Source organism: Streptomyces sp. NPDC002886 (genome assembly GCF_042888445.1).
Lineage (GTDB): Bacteria > Actinomycetota > Actinomycetes > Streptomycetales > Streptomycetaceae > Streptomyces.
In genome coordinates, this window is record NZ_JBIAPV010000011.1 from 158,477 (window position 1) to 171,723 (window position 13,247).

Annotated in this window: 11 protein-coding genes and 2 pseudogenes; 8 read left to right on the forward strand and 5 right to left on the reverse strand. The window is 70.6% G+C overall.

The features are described 5' to 3' along the window. Nucleotides 1–126 precede the first annotated feature (126 nt). Both ACFYYB_RS34835 and ACFYYB_RS34840 read left to right on the forward strand, forming a co-directional pair. Nucleotides 127–330 carry a cold-shock protein gene (locus ACFYYB_RS34835; RefSeq protein ID WP_114041062.1) on the forward strand — a complete coding sequence of 68 codons (204 nt, stop codon included), beginning with the start codon at nucleotides 127–129 and terminating at the stop codon, nucleotides 328–330. Between the two features lie 173 nt (nucleotides 331–503). Then, on the forward strand, nucleotides 504–2,588 hold the full coding sequence (locus tag ACFYYB_RS34840) for a SpoIIE family protein phosphatase (RefSeq protein ID WP_389440945.1): 2,085 nt from the start codon (nucleotides 504–506) through the stop codon (nucleotides 2,586–2,588). A 49-nt stretch (nucleotides 2,589–2,637) separates the two neighbouring features. Here ACFYYB_RS34840 and ACFYYB_RS34845 read toward each other — a convergent pair whose 3' ends face one another. The 3 genes and pseudogenes from ACFYYB_RS34845 to ACFYYB_RS34855 all read right to left on the reverse strand — a co-directional run bounded on the left by ACFYYB_RS34845 (nucleotide 2,638) and on the right by ACFYYB_RS34855 (nucleotide 5,614). Further along, nucleotides 2,638–4,140, reverse strand: coding sequence for a carboxylesterase/lipase family protein (locus ACFYYB_RS34845; RefSeq protein ID WP_389440948.1), 1,503 nt, complete (start codon nucleotides 4,138–4,140; stop codon nucleotides 2,638–2,640). A 417-nt stretch (nucleotides 4,141–4,557) separates the two neighbouring features. After that, nucleotides 4,558–4,872, reverse strand: a pseudogene (locus tag ACFYYB_RS34850) (carbonic anhydrase); the annotation flags it as partial. Between the two features lie 97 nt (nucleotides 4,873–4,969). Then, complete coding sequence (locus tag ACFYYB_RS34855) at nucleotides 4,970–5,614, reverse strand: L-threonylcarbamoyladenylate synthase (RefSeq protein WP_389440951.1); 645 nt, start codon at nucleotides 5,612–5,614, stop codon at nucleotides 4,970–4,972. Between the two features lie 315 nt (nucleotides 5,615–5,929). On the opposite strand from ACFYYB_RS34855, the gene ACFYYB_RS34860 reads away from it, so the two are divergent. Beyond that, entirely contained in the window at nucleotides 5,930–6,190 is a 261-nt protein-coding gene (locus ACFYYB_RS34860; RefSeq protein ID WP_389440953.1) for a hypothetical protein, read from the forward strand. A 317-nt stretch (nucleotides 6,191–6,507) separates the two neighbouring features. Here ACFYYB_RS34860 and ACFYYB_RS34865 read toward each other — a convergent pair whose 3' ends face one another. Continuing rightward, entirely contained in the window at nucleotides 6,508–6,747 is a 240-nt protein-coding gene (locus tag ACFYYB_RS34865) for a hypothetical protein (protein WP_389440955.1), read from the reverse strand. Between the two features lie 180 nt (nucleotides 6,748–6,927). Here ACFYYB_RS34865 and ACFYYB_RS34870 point away from each other — a divergent pair, with 180 nt between their 5' ends. After that, nucleotides 6,928–8,661 (forward strand): thiamine pyrophosphate-dependent enzyme, encoded by a 1,734-nt coding sequence (locus ACFYYB_RS34870; protein ID WP_389440957.1) that lies wholly within the window; start codon nucleotides 6,928–6,930, stop codon nucleotides 8,659–8,661. Between the two features lie 90 nt (nucleotides 8,662–8,751). Here the strand turns inward: ACFYYB_RS34870 and ACFYYB_RS34875 are convergent, their stop codons facing one another. Next, nucleotides 8,752–9,483: a VOC family protein gene (locus ACFYYB_RS34875; RefSeq protein ID WP_389441274.1), complete on the reverse strand. Its 732-nt coding sequence runs from the start codon at nucleotides 9,481–9,483 to the stop codon at nucleotides 8,752–8,754. Between the two features lie 250 nt (nucleotides 9,484–9,733). Between ACFYYB_RS34875 and ACFYYB_RS34880 the strand changes: the two genes are divergently transcribed. The 4 genes and pseudogenes from ACFYYB_RS34880 (at nucleotide 9,734) to ACFYYB_RS34895 (ending at nucleotide 12,835) form a co-directional block, all read left to right on the forward strand. Then, nucleotides 9,734–10,699 carry an LLM class F420-dependent oxidoreductase gene (locus ACFYYB_RS34880; RefSeq protein ID WP_389440960.1) on the forward strand — a complete coding sequence of 322 codons (966 nt, stop codon included), beginning with the start codon at nucleotides 9,734–9,736 and terminating at the stop codon, nucleotides 10,697–10,699. 13 nt (nucleotides 10,700–10,712) lie between these two features. Then, nucleotides 10,713–11,366: pseudogene (locus ACFYYB_RS34885) on the forward strand (HAD family hydrolase); the annotation flags it as partial. A gap of 770 nt (nucleotides 11,367–12,136) precedes the next feature. Then, entirely contained in the window at nucleotides 12,137–12,358 is a 222-nt protein-coding gene (locus tag ACFYYB_RS34890) for a hypothetical protein (protein WP_389440963.1), read from the forward strand. 48 nt (nucleotides 12,359–12,406) lie between these two features. Further along, nucleotides 12,407–12,835 carry a hypothetical protein gene (locus ACFYYB_RS34895; RefSeq protein WP_389440965.1) on the forward strand — a complete coding sequence of 143 codons (429 nt, stop codon included), beginning with the start codon at nucleotides 12,407–12,409 and terminating at the stop codon, nucleotides 12,833–12,835. Nucleotides 12,836–13,247 lie beyond the last annotated feature (412 nt).

Sequence of the window (13,247 nt, forward strand, 5' to 3'; positions counted from 1 at the left end):
AAGTACCGGTCGTCCGTGAGTGCAGGATTCACGGGCGATTTTGCTGTTCACAGTCTCTGAGGACCAGGGCGATCACCTCCGGCTCCCGCATGGTGCGGGAACGGTTTCTAGTCCTTTGGAGGGCACATGGCTACCGGAACTGTGAAGTGGTTCAACTCGGAAAAGGGCTTCGGCTTCATCGAGCAGGAGGGTGGCGGCCCGGACGTCTTCGCCCACTACTCGAACATCGCCGCCCAGGGCTTCCGTGAGCTGCAGGAGGGCCAGAAGGTGAACTTCGACGTCACCCAGGGCCAGAAGGGCCCCCAGGCGGAGAACATCACCCCCGCCTAAGTCTTTCCTCCTCATGGCGGGCGCCGCGGTATCGGCGACGCTGCTGCAGGAAGGCCCGGCCGGCCTCGTTGCCGGCCGGGCTTTTGCATGGGCACCGCCGGGTGAGGGCGCGCTGCGGGTCGCCGGGCCTCCCCTCGGGGACGATACTGAAGGTCACGGTGCGTGGAGGCGACATGCGTGAACCGGAGCGTCGTGGCCCGAGGCCGGCCTCGGTGCCCGTCAGCGAAACGGCAGCGGTCGTACTGGACGGCGCAGGAGTGGTCGTAGCCCGTTCCCAGTCGGCTGCGACCCTGCTGGAGTGTTCGCCGGGTCAGATCTGTGCTCCGCTGCTGGGGCTGCTGGCCCGCGCCGGGACGGAGGTGGGACCGGCAGGGCGCCTCGTCACCGTTTCGGGTGGCGATGTTCCGGGCGGCGATCACGCGGGCCGAAAGGTCCCCCTGGTCTGCACGGTCGTCCGGCTCGCAGCTCGCACACCGGCCGATTCCGACGCCGAGCCGCAGTGGCTCGTCCTGGTCACGCCAACGGAAACCGCGGTGGAGGCGGCCGAGCGGGATGCGCGTCGACGCCGGATGGTGCTCTCGCGCGCTGCCGCCGCGGGCATTGGCGCTTCCCTGGACGTCATCGAGTTGGCCGAGACCCTCGTGAATCTGCTCGTCCCTGATTTCGCCGATCTGGCGACCGTGGACATCGCCGAGCCTGTGCTGGTCGGCGACGAGCCCCCGCACCTGGACACCAGCGGCGACGTCCGCCTGCGCCGGACCGCTGCCGCGCAGAGTCCGGAGATATCCGCCGAGGATCTCCTGGCGGTGGGAGAGGCTCTTCCTCCCGTAAGGGACAGTACGTTGATGCGCCCCCTCATGAAGGGGCTGCCCGTGGTGGTGCCGGACGTGTCCATCCTGCACGCGAAGCTCGGCGTGGATCCGGAGAGCCTGCCGTTGTTCGTCCCGCGCGGGGCGCACTCCTCGGTGGCGGTGCCGCTCTACGGACGAGGCCTGATCCTCGGCTGCGTGACGGTCTGGCGCAGTCGGCCGGCTTCCGCGTTCGGTGAGGAGGACGCAGTCCTGCTGCAGGACGTCGTCTCCAGGGCCGCCCTGGGCGTGGACAACGCGCGCCGCTACACGAAGGAGCACCAGTCGGCGCTGGCTTTGCAGCGGAGCCTGCTGCCACGCTCGGCCTTGGACTGCGCCGCCGTGGAGACGGTGGGCGTCTACCGGCCGGCGAGCGGCGGCATGGGAGTCGGTGGGGACTGGTTCGATGTGATCCCCCTGCCGTCGCTGCGCGTGGCGTTCGTCGTCGGGGACGTCGTCGGCCATGGACTGGAGGCCACCGCGGCCATGGCGCGGCTGCGGACGGCGGTGCAGGCCTTGGCCGACCTCGATCTGGATCCGGGTGAACTGCTCACGCACCTGGACGATCTGGTGCTCGGGTTCTCCAGTGAGCAGATGACCGGCGAGTCCCGCGCGGAGCCCGCGGTGCTCGGAGCGACGTGTCTGTACGCCGTCTACGACCCGGTGGCGGGGCAGTGCGTCGCCGCCACCGCAGGGCATCCGCCGCCTGCCCTTCTGCCACCAGGCGACGAGCCGGCCTTCGTCGGCCTGGTGCCGGGACCGCCGCTGGGAATCGGCGGAATGCCGTTCGAGGTCACGGAGTTCGACGTGCGGCCCGGCAGCATGCTGGCGTTCTTCACGGACGGACTCGTCGAAAGCCGCGGCGGCGACATAGGCGAGGGAATGGACAGACTGAGGAGCGCGCTCGCCGGTGCGAACCCGAGCCTGGCGCTGGGTGAGATCAGCCAGGACATCTTCGACCGCGTGCTGCCCCGGGAGCCCTCGGACGACGTGGCCCTCCTGCTCGCCCGCACCCGCGTCCTCTCGTCCGATCAGGTCGCCGAGTGGGAACTCGATCCCGATCTGTCCCTTGTTGCGCATGCCCGTGAGCTGGTGACGGATCGGCTGTCCGACTGGGACCTGGACGAACTGGGCTTCGCGACGGAGCTCGTCGTCAGCGAGCTCGTCACGAACGCGATCCGCTACGCGGGCGGACCGGTCGGGCTCCGGCTGATCCGTGATCGAGTGCTCGTCTGCGAGGTTTCCGACCCCAGCAGTACCCAGCCGCGCCTGCGTCGCGCACGGGAGACGGACGAAGGCGGCCGCGGCCTCTTCCTCGTGGCCCAGCTCAGCGACCGTTGGGGCTGCCGGTTCACCAGTACCGGGAAGACCATCTGGACGGAGCAGCCCATAGGCGGGACCCTCGGCTGAGTTCCTACGGCCGCGGCCCGGCCCCGGCCCCAGTTGCCGCCGTCCTCCGTCAGTGCGGAGCGGGATGCGCAACGACCGTGGTGACGGTGTCGAAGCGCATGATGGTGCGGGAGCGCCGGTCGTACCGGTCCCAGCGCGGCATGGCCGGGTGGTTGGGGTCGCCCGTGCGGATGAACGCGATCCACGCCCGGTGCACGGTCTTGGCGAGGCCGTCCCTGATCGTGGTGTCCATTCCCACGAGGAACGGCGCGTGCGACCACTTGTCGAAATTGTCGAAGACGAACGGCAGGTCCAGGCAGTGCGGTGCGCCCAGGCGGCCGTCGTGCGCGGGGGAGGGGAACCCGAACTCGTATGCCCAGACAGGGCGACCCCGTAGCGCCCGCGCTTCCGCGAACGCCAGGGTGGGCTTCCTGAACAGCTCGTCGGTGCTCAGGTCGATGAGTACGTCGATCGGCCGTGCGCCCGGGCGCGCGGCCTCGTACGCCGCGTACGCTTCGGCCGCACCGTCGCCGAAGCTGTCCCGTGCCCGGCGGAGCACCTGTTCCTTCGTCGCCGACGCGTACGTCTCGCCGAGCGCGAAGGTGAAGGCGGACTCTTCCCCGGTCCAGCCGATGAGGACGTCGATGTCGGCTCCAGGGCCGTCGAGCAGGTTGTCGACGGGTTGCTGCGGCGCCGTTTCGCTGTCGAGCACCGGCATGAACGGCGCGGTCCAGTGTCCCCATTCCATGGTGGCGGTGAGGAGCCGGCCGGTGGCCTCGACCAGGCTCGGCCACGGCACCGTGCGCAGTTCGTCTTCGTCCTTGGCGCCGACGATCTCCAGATAGGCGGCGGTGCGGGCCTGCGACTCGGCAGGCGTGGCGAGGGGCATGGCGAGCGGGACGCTCTGCAGGATGGCCCGGTGGAAGAGACGGCCGCCACCTGCGTGGGCCGCGAGCGCCGCGGTGGAAAGGGCGCCGGCGGACTGGCCGGCGACGGTGACGTTGCCGGGATCCCCGCCGAAGGCGGCGATGTTGTCCTGGACCCAACGCAGCGCGGCGAGTTGGTCGGTGAGCCAGAGGTTGCTGCCGCCCTCGGCGCCGTCGTCCGGCGCGATGGACAGCAGGCCGAGCGGCCCGAGCCGGTAGTTGAGGTTCACCACCACCAGGTCGCCGTGGAGCGCGAAGGTCTCGCCGGAGTAGTTCGGCATCGCGCCGGACCCGGAGATGAAGGCGCCGCCATGGATCCAGACAAGGACGGGACGCCGGGCGTCGTCGGTACCGGGCGTCCACACGTTGAGCGTCAGACAGTCCTCGTCGAAGGGCGGGACGCCGTGGCCCCCGAGTATCGGGTCGCCCTCGCGGACGGCCTGCGGGGAACCGGCACCGTACGCCGTCGCGTCGAGGATGCCGGTCCATCCCGCATGCGGCTGCGCGGGGCGCCACCGCAGGGGCCCGACGGGCGGCTCCGCGTACGGAACGCCCTTGAACACGGCCAGGTCGCCTTCGACGACGCCGAGGATCGCGCCTGAGCGCGTGTTCACGACGGGAGCGGTGCGGTCCTGAGTGGAACCCATGGCGCTGCGTCCTTCCGGACCGGGATCGAGGATCTTGGACAACCTCACGTTATTGCGTTTTTATGGCGAGCGTCAATATTCTTCGATTCGCCATAAGGGGAGGCCCGAATGGCAACGTGGCGTATCGGAGCGACGACGATCCAGACAGTGCTGGAGGCGGATCACGGGGTGTGCGACGGCGTACGCCTGGAAGCCGCATCGCGGGCAGGGGCGCGTCCTGTACCTACAGGAGCGCCTCGGGTGACACGGAAGACAGACCCCCGAGGCCCACACCAGCCGCTTCCCCGATCATCAAGGCGATCCGCCGGGAGGAGGTCCACCAGGCATCGGGCTCGCGCCTCAGGCGCAGACCTCGGGAGGCGCGGAGTCCGACCTGCGGGAACTGATGCCTGGACCGGGTGGCGATGGCCGCCCGGTTCAGGCGGCTGCTGCCTTTGGCAGGCCGCGAGTGGTGACGACTCGGGCGCTGCCGTCGACAAGCCGGTAGGACAGGCCCACCACGGCGGTCTGTCCGGTGGCGACCTGGTCGGCGAGGGCTCGGGAGCGGTCCGGGAGGAGGTCGACGGTGTGCCGTATGTGCTCGGCGATGACGTCGTCGTCCTGGGTGAGCCCGGCGGCGCGGGCGGCGAGGACGCCGGGCGTGACGCGTTCGATGACATCGCGTACGTATCCACCGGCGGTGACGCCGTCCGTCAGGGCGGCACGGGTGGCCGCGACCGCGCCGCACGTGTCGGGTGCGTCGCTCGTGGCCGCAGGCTACGACCCCGCCCGGCTCGCCACGGAGCGGGGTCCGCCGAAAGGGCGCGGGTGCGCCGGTCCGGGGCCGGGGTCAGGGCACCTGCAGGTCGGGTACGACCTTGCGCAGGTCCTCGGCGCTGATTGCGCCCGCTCGCTTGAGGACGGGTACGGGGCCGGTGAGGTCCACGATGGAGGAGGCGACGGCAGCCTCGGTGGGCCCGCCGTCGAGGTAGACGGCGACCGAGTCGCCGAGCATGCCCTGGGCGGCATCGCAGTCCTGGGGGGAGGCGTGTCCGGTCAGGTTGGCGCTGGAGACAGCCATCGGGCCGGTCTCGGCGAGCAGCTCGAGCGCCACCGGATGGGACGGCATCCGGACCGCGACCGTGCCGTGGGTCTCCCCGAGATCCCAGGTCAGCGACGGCTGGTGGCGGGCGATCAGAGTCAGCCCGCCTGGCCAGAACGCCTTCACCAGGGCCCAACCCTGGTCGGGGAAGTCACTGACCAGATCGTGAAGGGCGTCCGGGGAGGCGACCAGCACCGGTGAGGGCATGGCCCGGTCCCGGCCCTTGGCCTCCAGAAGCCTGTCCACCGCATCACGGTCGAAGGCATCCGCGCCGATGCCGTAAACGGTGTCCGTCGGCAGCACCACCAGCTCACCCCGGCTCACCGCCAGAGCGGCGGCGCGCAGCCCGTCGATCCGACCCGACGCCGTGGTGCAGTCATAACGAAGGGCCATGGTCGACCTCCATCCCAGCGGGCGCTCGGCCCGCACGTACTGGCTCACCCCGGCAGGCTACCGGCACGGCCACCCCGCCCACTGGCACTCATCGCACAGTGCGTGGTGATGCGGCATGCAAGGCCCGCTCTCGCCGGGCCCTTCCGCTGGTCGCTTGCACGGCAGATTCACCCATCCGTGCAGTATGAGACTTGATGGGCGGCCCGGCCGCCCCGCCGCCGGTGGCGCGGCCGGGTGGCTGCCATCATCGGCCGTGCGGGTCGTCCTCCGTCACGGGCGAGGGCGTGAGTCGTTGGCCCCGGCATGACTGACTTCATGGTGCAGGTTCCGGCCGACTGGCTTGCCCGCGTGTTCCTCTCCCTGCGGCGTGGCACGTCGGACGACGCACATACTCTCGCGGCCGAACTTCAGCCGTTCACGGAGAAGCCGGGCCAGAGGGTACCGGTGCCCAGAACGACGGTCCTGCGCACCGAGCTCGCACTGCGCGGTGAGCTGCGGCAGGTGAAGGGGGACGAGCGGCGCCAAAGGCTCTCCGAGGAAGCCGAGTACCTGATCAACGCCCGCTTGGGGCAGTAGAGGCTGGAACTCACAGGACCCGGACCCGAAGCGCCCCCGACCGACCGACCAGCCCGTTCCCGCCCCACCTGCCGCCTGTCGGCCAGGACCGACGAGCCCGGGCGGATGTCTGCGCTCCGACCGTTTGGGCTTCCGGAGAACGGCCATAAGAGGGGACACGGGAGTCCGCGACGGTGAGCGGCGCGGGGTCCCCAGCAGGCCCGAGCCGCGTGGTGGCCTCCCCCCGCCATCACGCGGCCGGGGCTTCGTGGCCGCGGCAGCGGCCGGGGTCAGCCGGGCGCGCCTCCGCGTTCACCGGCCCGCACTGTCGCCTCCGGCTACATGGGGGGCATGCCGTAGTAGCGGGCGAACTGCTCCAGGTAGCCGGGCTCTCGCGAGTGCTTCGCCTCGTCGAACTCGGGTGCGTTCTTGATCTTCTCCTTGGTCCGGTCGACGCAGACCTCGCATCTCCTTGCCCTCGTGGCTCTTCGGGCTGACCCGGTGCCGCCGCCCCGTGGCGGGGTTCGGTACGGGTCCAGGCCGGTCGAGGCGGCTTGCCTCGTCCAGAGTGAAGCCACCCTGTTCGCCGCCGGACAACCGCTCGCATCACCACCGGTCGACTGGGCATCCGACTGGCAGGCGGCCGACCCGGCCCGCCTCACCCACTGAGGGCCCGAGTCGTCACAACCCGCTGCCCTGAACTCCACCGAAGCCGCCGCCCGCACCGAGGGGGCCGCACCGTCCGGAAGGACATTCCTGTGGCACGCACCGTCGCCCATGTCATCGTCGACGCATTCAAGGAACTGGGGGTCCAGCAGGTCTTCGGAGTCGTCGGAGACGCCTTGAACCCCCTGACCGACGCGATCCGCACCACGGACGGCTTGGACTGGATCGGCTGCCGGCACGAGGAGGCGGCGGCCTTCGCCGCCGGAGCGCAATCGCAGCTCTCCGGAACCATCGGGGTGTGCATGGGCACCGTCGGACCGGGCTCCGTGCACCTCCTCAACGGGCTCTACGACGCAGCCAAGAGCCACACCCCGGTACTGGCGATCTGCGGCCAGGTCCCCCTCGCGGAGATCGGCAGCGACTACTTCCAGGAAGTCGACAACGACCTCCTCTTCCGTGACGTCGCCGTCTACCGGGCCACCGTCACCTCCCCGGACCAGATGCCCCGCATGCTGGAGTCCGCGGTACGCGCGGCCGTGGCACAGGGCGGAGTGGCCGTCCTGACTGTCCCCGGCGATCTCGGTGACCAAGAGCTGAGCGAGGACCGTCCCATACGCTTCGCCCTCGATCACCCCGTCACCCGGCCCGACGACCCGGCCCTCGCCGCGGCCGCCGAACTCCTCAACACGGCCTCCCGCGTCACCCTGCTCGTCGGCTGCGGAGCCCGCGACGCCCGCACCGAAGTCCTCCGCACTGCCGATCTCCTCGCCGCGCCCATGGTGCTCACGCTCAAGGCGAAGGAGGGGTTCGAGGACGACAACACGTTCCAAGTGGGCCAGACCGGTCTGATCGGCAACCCGGCCGCCGCCCACGCCCTCGACCATGGCGATGCCCTTCTCATGCTGGGCACCGATTTCCCCTATCGCGAGTGGTATCCGAAGGACTGCAAGGTCGTCCAGGTCGACACACGCGGGGAGCATCTGGGCCGACGGGTTCCCGTCGACGTCGGGCTCGTGGGCGATGTCGGCGCCACGCTGCGCGCCCTGCTTCCGCTCCTGAAGCCGGCCCCCGACCGCGCGCACCTGGAGGACGCCCGGGAACGGTTCGCCCACTGGACCGAGGGCCAGCAGAGGCTCGCCGACCCGGCTCACGACCGCCGCTGGACCGGCAGGCTGCGGGCGGCGCTGGACAACCACGATCACGAGATCCGCCCCGAGGCGCTGGCCGCCGCCGTCGACGCGTACGCGAGGGAGGATGCCGTCTTCACCTCTGACACCGGCATGGCCACCGTCTGGCTCTCCCGCTTCGTCACCATGCGCGGCACACGGCGCCTGATCGGCTCGTACAACCTCGGGTCGATGGCCAATGCCATGCCGCAGGCCCTCGGAGCCCAGCTGTGGGCGCCGGACCGCCAGATCGTCGCCTTCTGCGGAGACGGCAGCCTGAGCATGCTGCTGGGCGACCTCATGACGATCAAGACCTACCGGCTGCCGGTGAAACTCGTCGTCTTCGACAACCGGCGCCTGGGCATGGTCAAGCTCGAACAGGAACAGGCCGGCCTGCCCGAATTCGGGACGGAGCTCGACAATCCCGACTTCGCGGCGGTCGCCACGGCCCTCGGGCTGACCGGCATGCGCGTCACAGACCCGGCCGATCTCCGCGACGCCGTGCGCCGAGCCTTCGACACTCCGGGCCCGGTCTTGCTGGACGTCCTGACCAATCCCGAAGAGGTGGCCGTGCCGGCCAAGCCCGGGGTGGGTCAGGGAGTGGGGTTCGCCCTGGCCAAGATCAAGGAAGTGCGGACGCGGAGGCGGGTGCCCAGGTGAAGATCTCGGTCACGCCGGTGAGGGCGAAGCGCCTCAGGCGCATGCCGATCGCTACGGCCGGCGAACCTTGCCGACTGTACGGGGCCGGATCTACGTGTCCTGCGGCGCCACCACGCTGAAGAGCGCTCCCTCGGGGTCGGAGAGAACCATCCACCGGCTCGTGGTGGACGTCTGTACGGGAGAGGCGGCCCTGCCGCCCAGACCGATGGCGGCATCGATCGCGGTCTCGAGGTCGGGCACGTGGAAGTGCAGGTGCCAGCGGGGGCGTACCGCGGGGTCGGGTGCTTCCTCGAGTGCGCCGCCACTGATGTGGGCGACGGTGTCGTGGCCGTGGCGCAGCACGACGTGTTCGTGTTCGTAGGAGACCGTGCAGCTGCCGGGCCGCTCGCTGTCCCAGCCGAGCACCTCTCCGTAGAAGATGGCGGCGGCGAACGCGTCCCTGGTCCGCAGTTCCAGCCGGGCCGGGGCGCTTCCGCGGCCCATCGACCAGTCGGGGACGGCCTCGCCGTGCCAGAAGCCGAAGACGGCCCCTGCGGGGTCCGCTGCCAAGGCGGCCCGTCCGGTGCCGAAGTCCAGGGGGCCGACCGCCATGGTCGCGCCGCGTTCACGGATCCGTGCGGCCGTCGCGTCGGCGTCCTCGACGGCGAAGTACGGCGTCCAGACCACGGGCAAGCCGGGGCTCCCGGCGAGTGCGCCGATGCCCGCGACGGGGGCCCCGTCGCGGAAGGCGACGATGACGCCGTCGCCGAGATGGGTGGGACGGAATTCCCAGCCGAGCACGGCACCGTAAAACCTCTGGGCGGAGGGGAGATCCCTGGCCAGGAGGCTGACCCAGCACGGGGTGCCGGGGATCTCACGGCTCGACGTCGACACAGTTGCCGGCCTCATCTGCTGCTCACGTGGGACGGGACCCTTCCCACAGTAGACCGGACGACGGCGACGGGCAGGCTCCGCGGTGTCCCGGCCGTGTCGGCGGCGGGCGGACGTCTGAGAGGGCGGCCTTGGACCCTCGCAGGGCCGAGATGGTCGCGGTGGGGGTTTCCGAGGGCGCGATAGCGGCAAGGCGCCCTTCATGGTGCGAATCGGATACACGATGATGACCGAGCAGGCCGGCCCCCGCGAGCTGGTGTCCCACGTGGTGAGGGCGGAGAACGCCGGATTCGACTTCTCCGTCATCTCGGACCACTCGTTCCCTTGGCTGGAGTCTCAGGGGCATGCGTCCTACGCGTGGAGCGTTCTGGGCGCGGCCGCGCAGGCGACCTCCAGGATTCCGCTCATGACGTACGTGACCTGCCCGACGTTCCGCTACCACCCGGCGGTCGTCGCCCAGAAGGCCGCGACCATGCAGATCCTGTCCCAGGGCAGGTTCCGGCTCGGGCTGGGCTCGGGCGAGAACCTGAACGAGCACATCGTCGGCGCCGGCTGGCCCGCCGCCCACGTGCGCCTGGAGATGCTCGAAGAAGCCGTGGGAATCATCCACTCCCTCTTCGCCGGCGGGTACGTGAGCCACCACGGCGCGCACTTCGACGTCGAGAACGCCAGACTCTGGGACCTCCCGGACGATCCGCCCCCGATCGGGATCGCGGTGTCCGGGGACCGCTCCTGTGAGATCGCGGGACGGTACGGAGACCTGCTCATCGCCACCGAGCCGAAGCAGGAGCTGCTGACCGCGTTCGGCGCGTACGGCGGCGCCGGCAAGCCGCGGATCGGGCAGGTTCCCGTCTGCTACGACCCTGACCGCGACGCGGCGGTGGCCCGCGCCCACGACCAGTTCCGCTGGTCGCTCGCCGGCTGGAAGGTCAACGCCGAACTCCCCGGCCCCGCCGCCTTCGAGCAGGCCGCACAGCACACGCGGCCCGACGACGTGGACGCGGCGGTCGCGTGCGGCGACGACGTGGACGCCTTCGTCGCAGCGGTCCGCCCGTACGCGGAGGCGGGCTTCACCGAGGTCGCCCTCATCCAGATAGGCGGCGAACATCAGACGCCGTTCCTGGAGTGGGCCGAGACGAAACTGCTGCCCGCCCTACGGGACCTGTGAGGAGGCCACCGTCATGGACCGCGCTGCTCTCTTCGACGTCGACGGCACCCTGACCGATACCAACCACCTCCACATCACCTCCTGGTGGGAAGCCCTGCGCCAGGCCGGGCACCACGTGCCCATGCACGCCGTCCACCGGGCGATCGGCCTGCCCGGCGAAGACCTCCTCGACCATCTCCTGGGCGAGGACCGGGACCACTCCGGCGACGCCCGGCTCAGCGCCGCCCACGACACCCTGTACGCCACGTACTTCGACCGGCTCCCCGCCTTCGAATCGGCCGCGGAACTGCTCCGTGCCCTGTCGAAGGCAGGGTGGAAGGTCCTCCTCGTTACCTCGGCGACGGACCGGGAACTCAAGGCTCTGCGGCAGGCCATCGGTGCGGAGGACGCCATAACCGACACCGCGACATCCGATGACGTCGAACAGGGCAAGCCCGCGCCGGACCCTGTCCAGCACGCCCTCGAACTGGCGCAGGTGCCGTCCGGGCGTGCGGTGTATGTCGGTGACTCCGTCTGGGACATGAAGGCGGCCTGCCGGGCCGGGGTGGCCGCCGTCGGCCTGCTGTGCGGGGGAATCCCCGGTGACGACCTCGAGGAGGCCGGCGCGGTTGCCGTCTACCGCGACCCGGCTGAACTCCTGGCCGGCCTCGGCGACAGCCCGTTCTCCCGGGTCCCACCCGAACCTCTCGACGCCGTCAGCGGCGTGATCGCCGGGACATCCAGGCTCCTGCGACGCCATGCCGTCACGGCGTCTGGATCGGGGCGGACGGGGCAGGCGGTGGGCATGAACGAATCCCTTGCGAACGTGTCCAGCAGCTACTACGTCACCGTCCGAGGAGAGCGCTTCACCTGCGGTGAAGTGACGGGTCTGGGTCCCCAGGGGGACCTTGGCCTGCCCGGGCAGGTGCTCACGCTCACCCTCGACGACTGCGTCCTCACCGACGCGCCCGGGGCGCAGGAATGGATCCTGTCCACCGAGGCTTCCGCCGAGCCCTACAACGTCAAGATCGAGGAGATCAGGGCGGGTTCGGTGGCCCCGCTCACCACGTGGTACCTCACAGACGCCCGGCCGGACTCGATCACCGACCACAGCACGACGGCAACCAGTCACGAAACGCGGATCGGCCGACTCACCATGCACGCCGCGAAGATCTCTCCGGACACCCCGTAGTGATCCTCTCCGGGTGACGAAGGACGCCGGCTTGCCTTCGCCACCCCCCGGTCTATCAGCCGCCTGCTTGGCCGCGGTGTTGAACAGCTGGACGAGTGCGGCCGGGGCATCGATTCCGCGCGTGGGATCTTCCGTCGGATGCGTTCCGGCCGTGGAAGCCGATGCGTACCTGTGTCTGCGCGGCCAGGCCGCGGGGGCGCGCGAAGCGTCTGAGGGGGACAGCACGGGGTAGTCGCCGGAAGAAGGCACCACCGAAGGAGGACCAGATGACGGCCCACGAGAATTCCCGGAGTCACCCGCGCACCACGCCGTCCGAGGCCGAGGGGGAGAGCGGCGACCGCGAGGCGCGGCGGCAGGCCGACGAAGCCGTCGTCCGGCGTCCCAGCGGGGGCGACGGGGAAGCGGATGCCAACGGACACGAGGCCAAGCGGCAGCGCCCGGGCATCGGCCGCGAGGAGCAGGACAGCCCGCACGGCTCGAAGCCGTGAGTCGACCGGACCCGATGAGCCAGAACCAATGAAACGGAGTGATCGCTGATGCGCACCACAGCGGCACGGGTGATGGGCGTGGCCACCCTCGGTTACGGCGTGGCGGTCGCCTGTCGGCCCAAGGTGCTGGCCCGCCCCTGCGGCCTGGCAGAACAGGGATCCTCCGCACTCCTGATCCGCGCCCTCGGCGTCCGCGACGCCGTCATCGGCGCGGCCATGGTCGCGGTCCCCGCGGGCAGTGCGCTACGCACGGCCGTACTGTGCCGGGTCGCCGTCGACGCGGGGGACGCGCTGCTCTTCGGTACCTTCCTGCCCCACCGGACCGAGCGTGCCAAGGCGGCCTCGGCCGCACTGGCCTGGGCGGCCCTCTGCGGATGGACCTTGTCCGGGGGCGGAGCTCCGGCGGCGCCGCTCCTAGAGGACGCGGCCAACGTCGCCGTACGCGCCGCCCAGTCCGCCACGCGCGCCGAACTCTGACAGGTCGAATCAGGCACCGGGTGCGGGGCACGCGAGCCCGTGCGGGGCACGTGTGGAGCAACGAGTACGTACTGCTCCACCGGCATCGGTGACCCTTCGGTGGCCGCATCGCCTGATCAGAGGTCATCGCCTGACCCGTCTGAATGGGCCCCGACTCGACGAGTCGGGGCCCATTTCCTGTTCCGTGGTGAGCATGAGCGCCTGCGGCGGTCCGGCCGGCGTCGTCGTGGTCGGGCACGAGCAGGGCCGCGGAAACCGGGATGGCGGGCAGCGTGGCGCACACGCATGCCCACGGGTCGTGGCCCCTGTTTGCGGGTCTCCAGCGCCTGCTATCTCGCGGTTCCCCCGGTCGGGTCAGTGTGGTGGGGGCGGAGCGGGGCACACGCACGTAGCTGTCAGCCGATCCTGGAGG

What these genes read in the sequence shown, in the direction of transcription:
- ACFYYB_RS34880 (WP_389440960.1), top strand. Translation starts at nt 9,734, where the DNA reads ATGGTGCGAATCGGATACACGATGATGACCGAGCAGGCCGGCCCCCGC.
- ACFYYB_RS34845 (WP_389440948.1), bottom strand. Translation starts at nt 4,140, where the DNA reads ATGGGTTCCACTCAGGACCGCACCGCTCCCGTCGTGAACACGCGCTCA.
- ACFYYB_RS34855 (WP_389440951.1), bottom strand. Translation starts at nt 5,614, where the DNA reads ATGGCCCTTCGTTATGACTGCACCACGGCGTCGGGTCGGATCGACGGG.
- ACFYYB_RS34835 (WP_114041062.1), top strand. Translation starts at nt 127, where the DNA reads ATGGCTACCGGAACTGTGAAGTGGTTCAACTCGGAAAAGGGCTTCGGC.
- ACFYYB_RS34895 (WP_389440965.1), top strand. Translation starts at nt 12,407, where the DNA reads ATGCGCACCACAGCGGCACGGGTGATGGGCGTGGCCACCCTCGGTTAC.
- ACFYYB_RS34860 (WP_389440953.1), top strand. Translation starts at nt 5,930, where the DNA reads ATGGTGCAGGTTCCGGCCGACTGGCTTGCCCGCGTGTTCCTCTCCCTG.
- ACFYYB_RS34840 (WP_389440945.1), top strand. Translation starts at nt 504, where the DNA reads ATGCGTGAACCGGAGCGTCGTGGCCCGAGGCCGGCCTCGGTGCCCGTC.
- ACFYYB_RS34890 (WP_389440963.1), top strand. Translation starts at nt 12,137, where the DNA reads ATGACGGCCCACGAGAATTCCCGGAGTCACCCGCGCACCACGCCGTCC.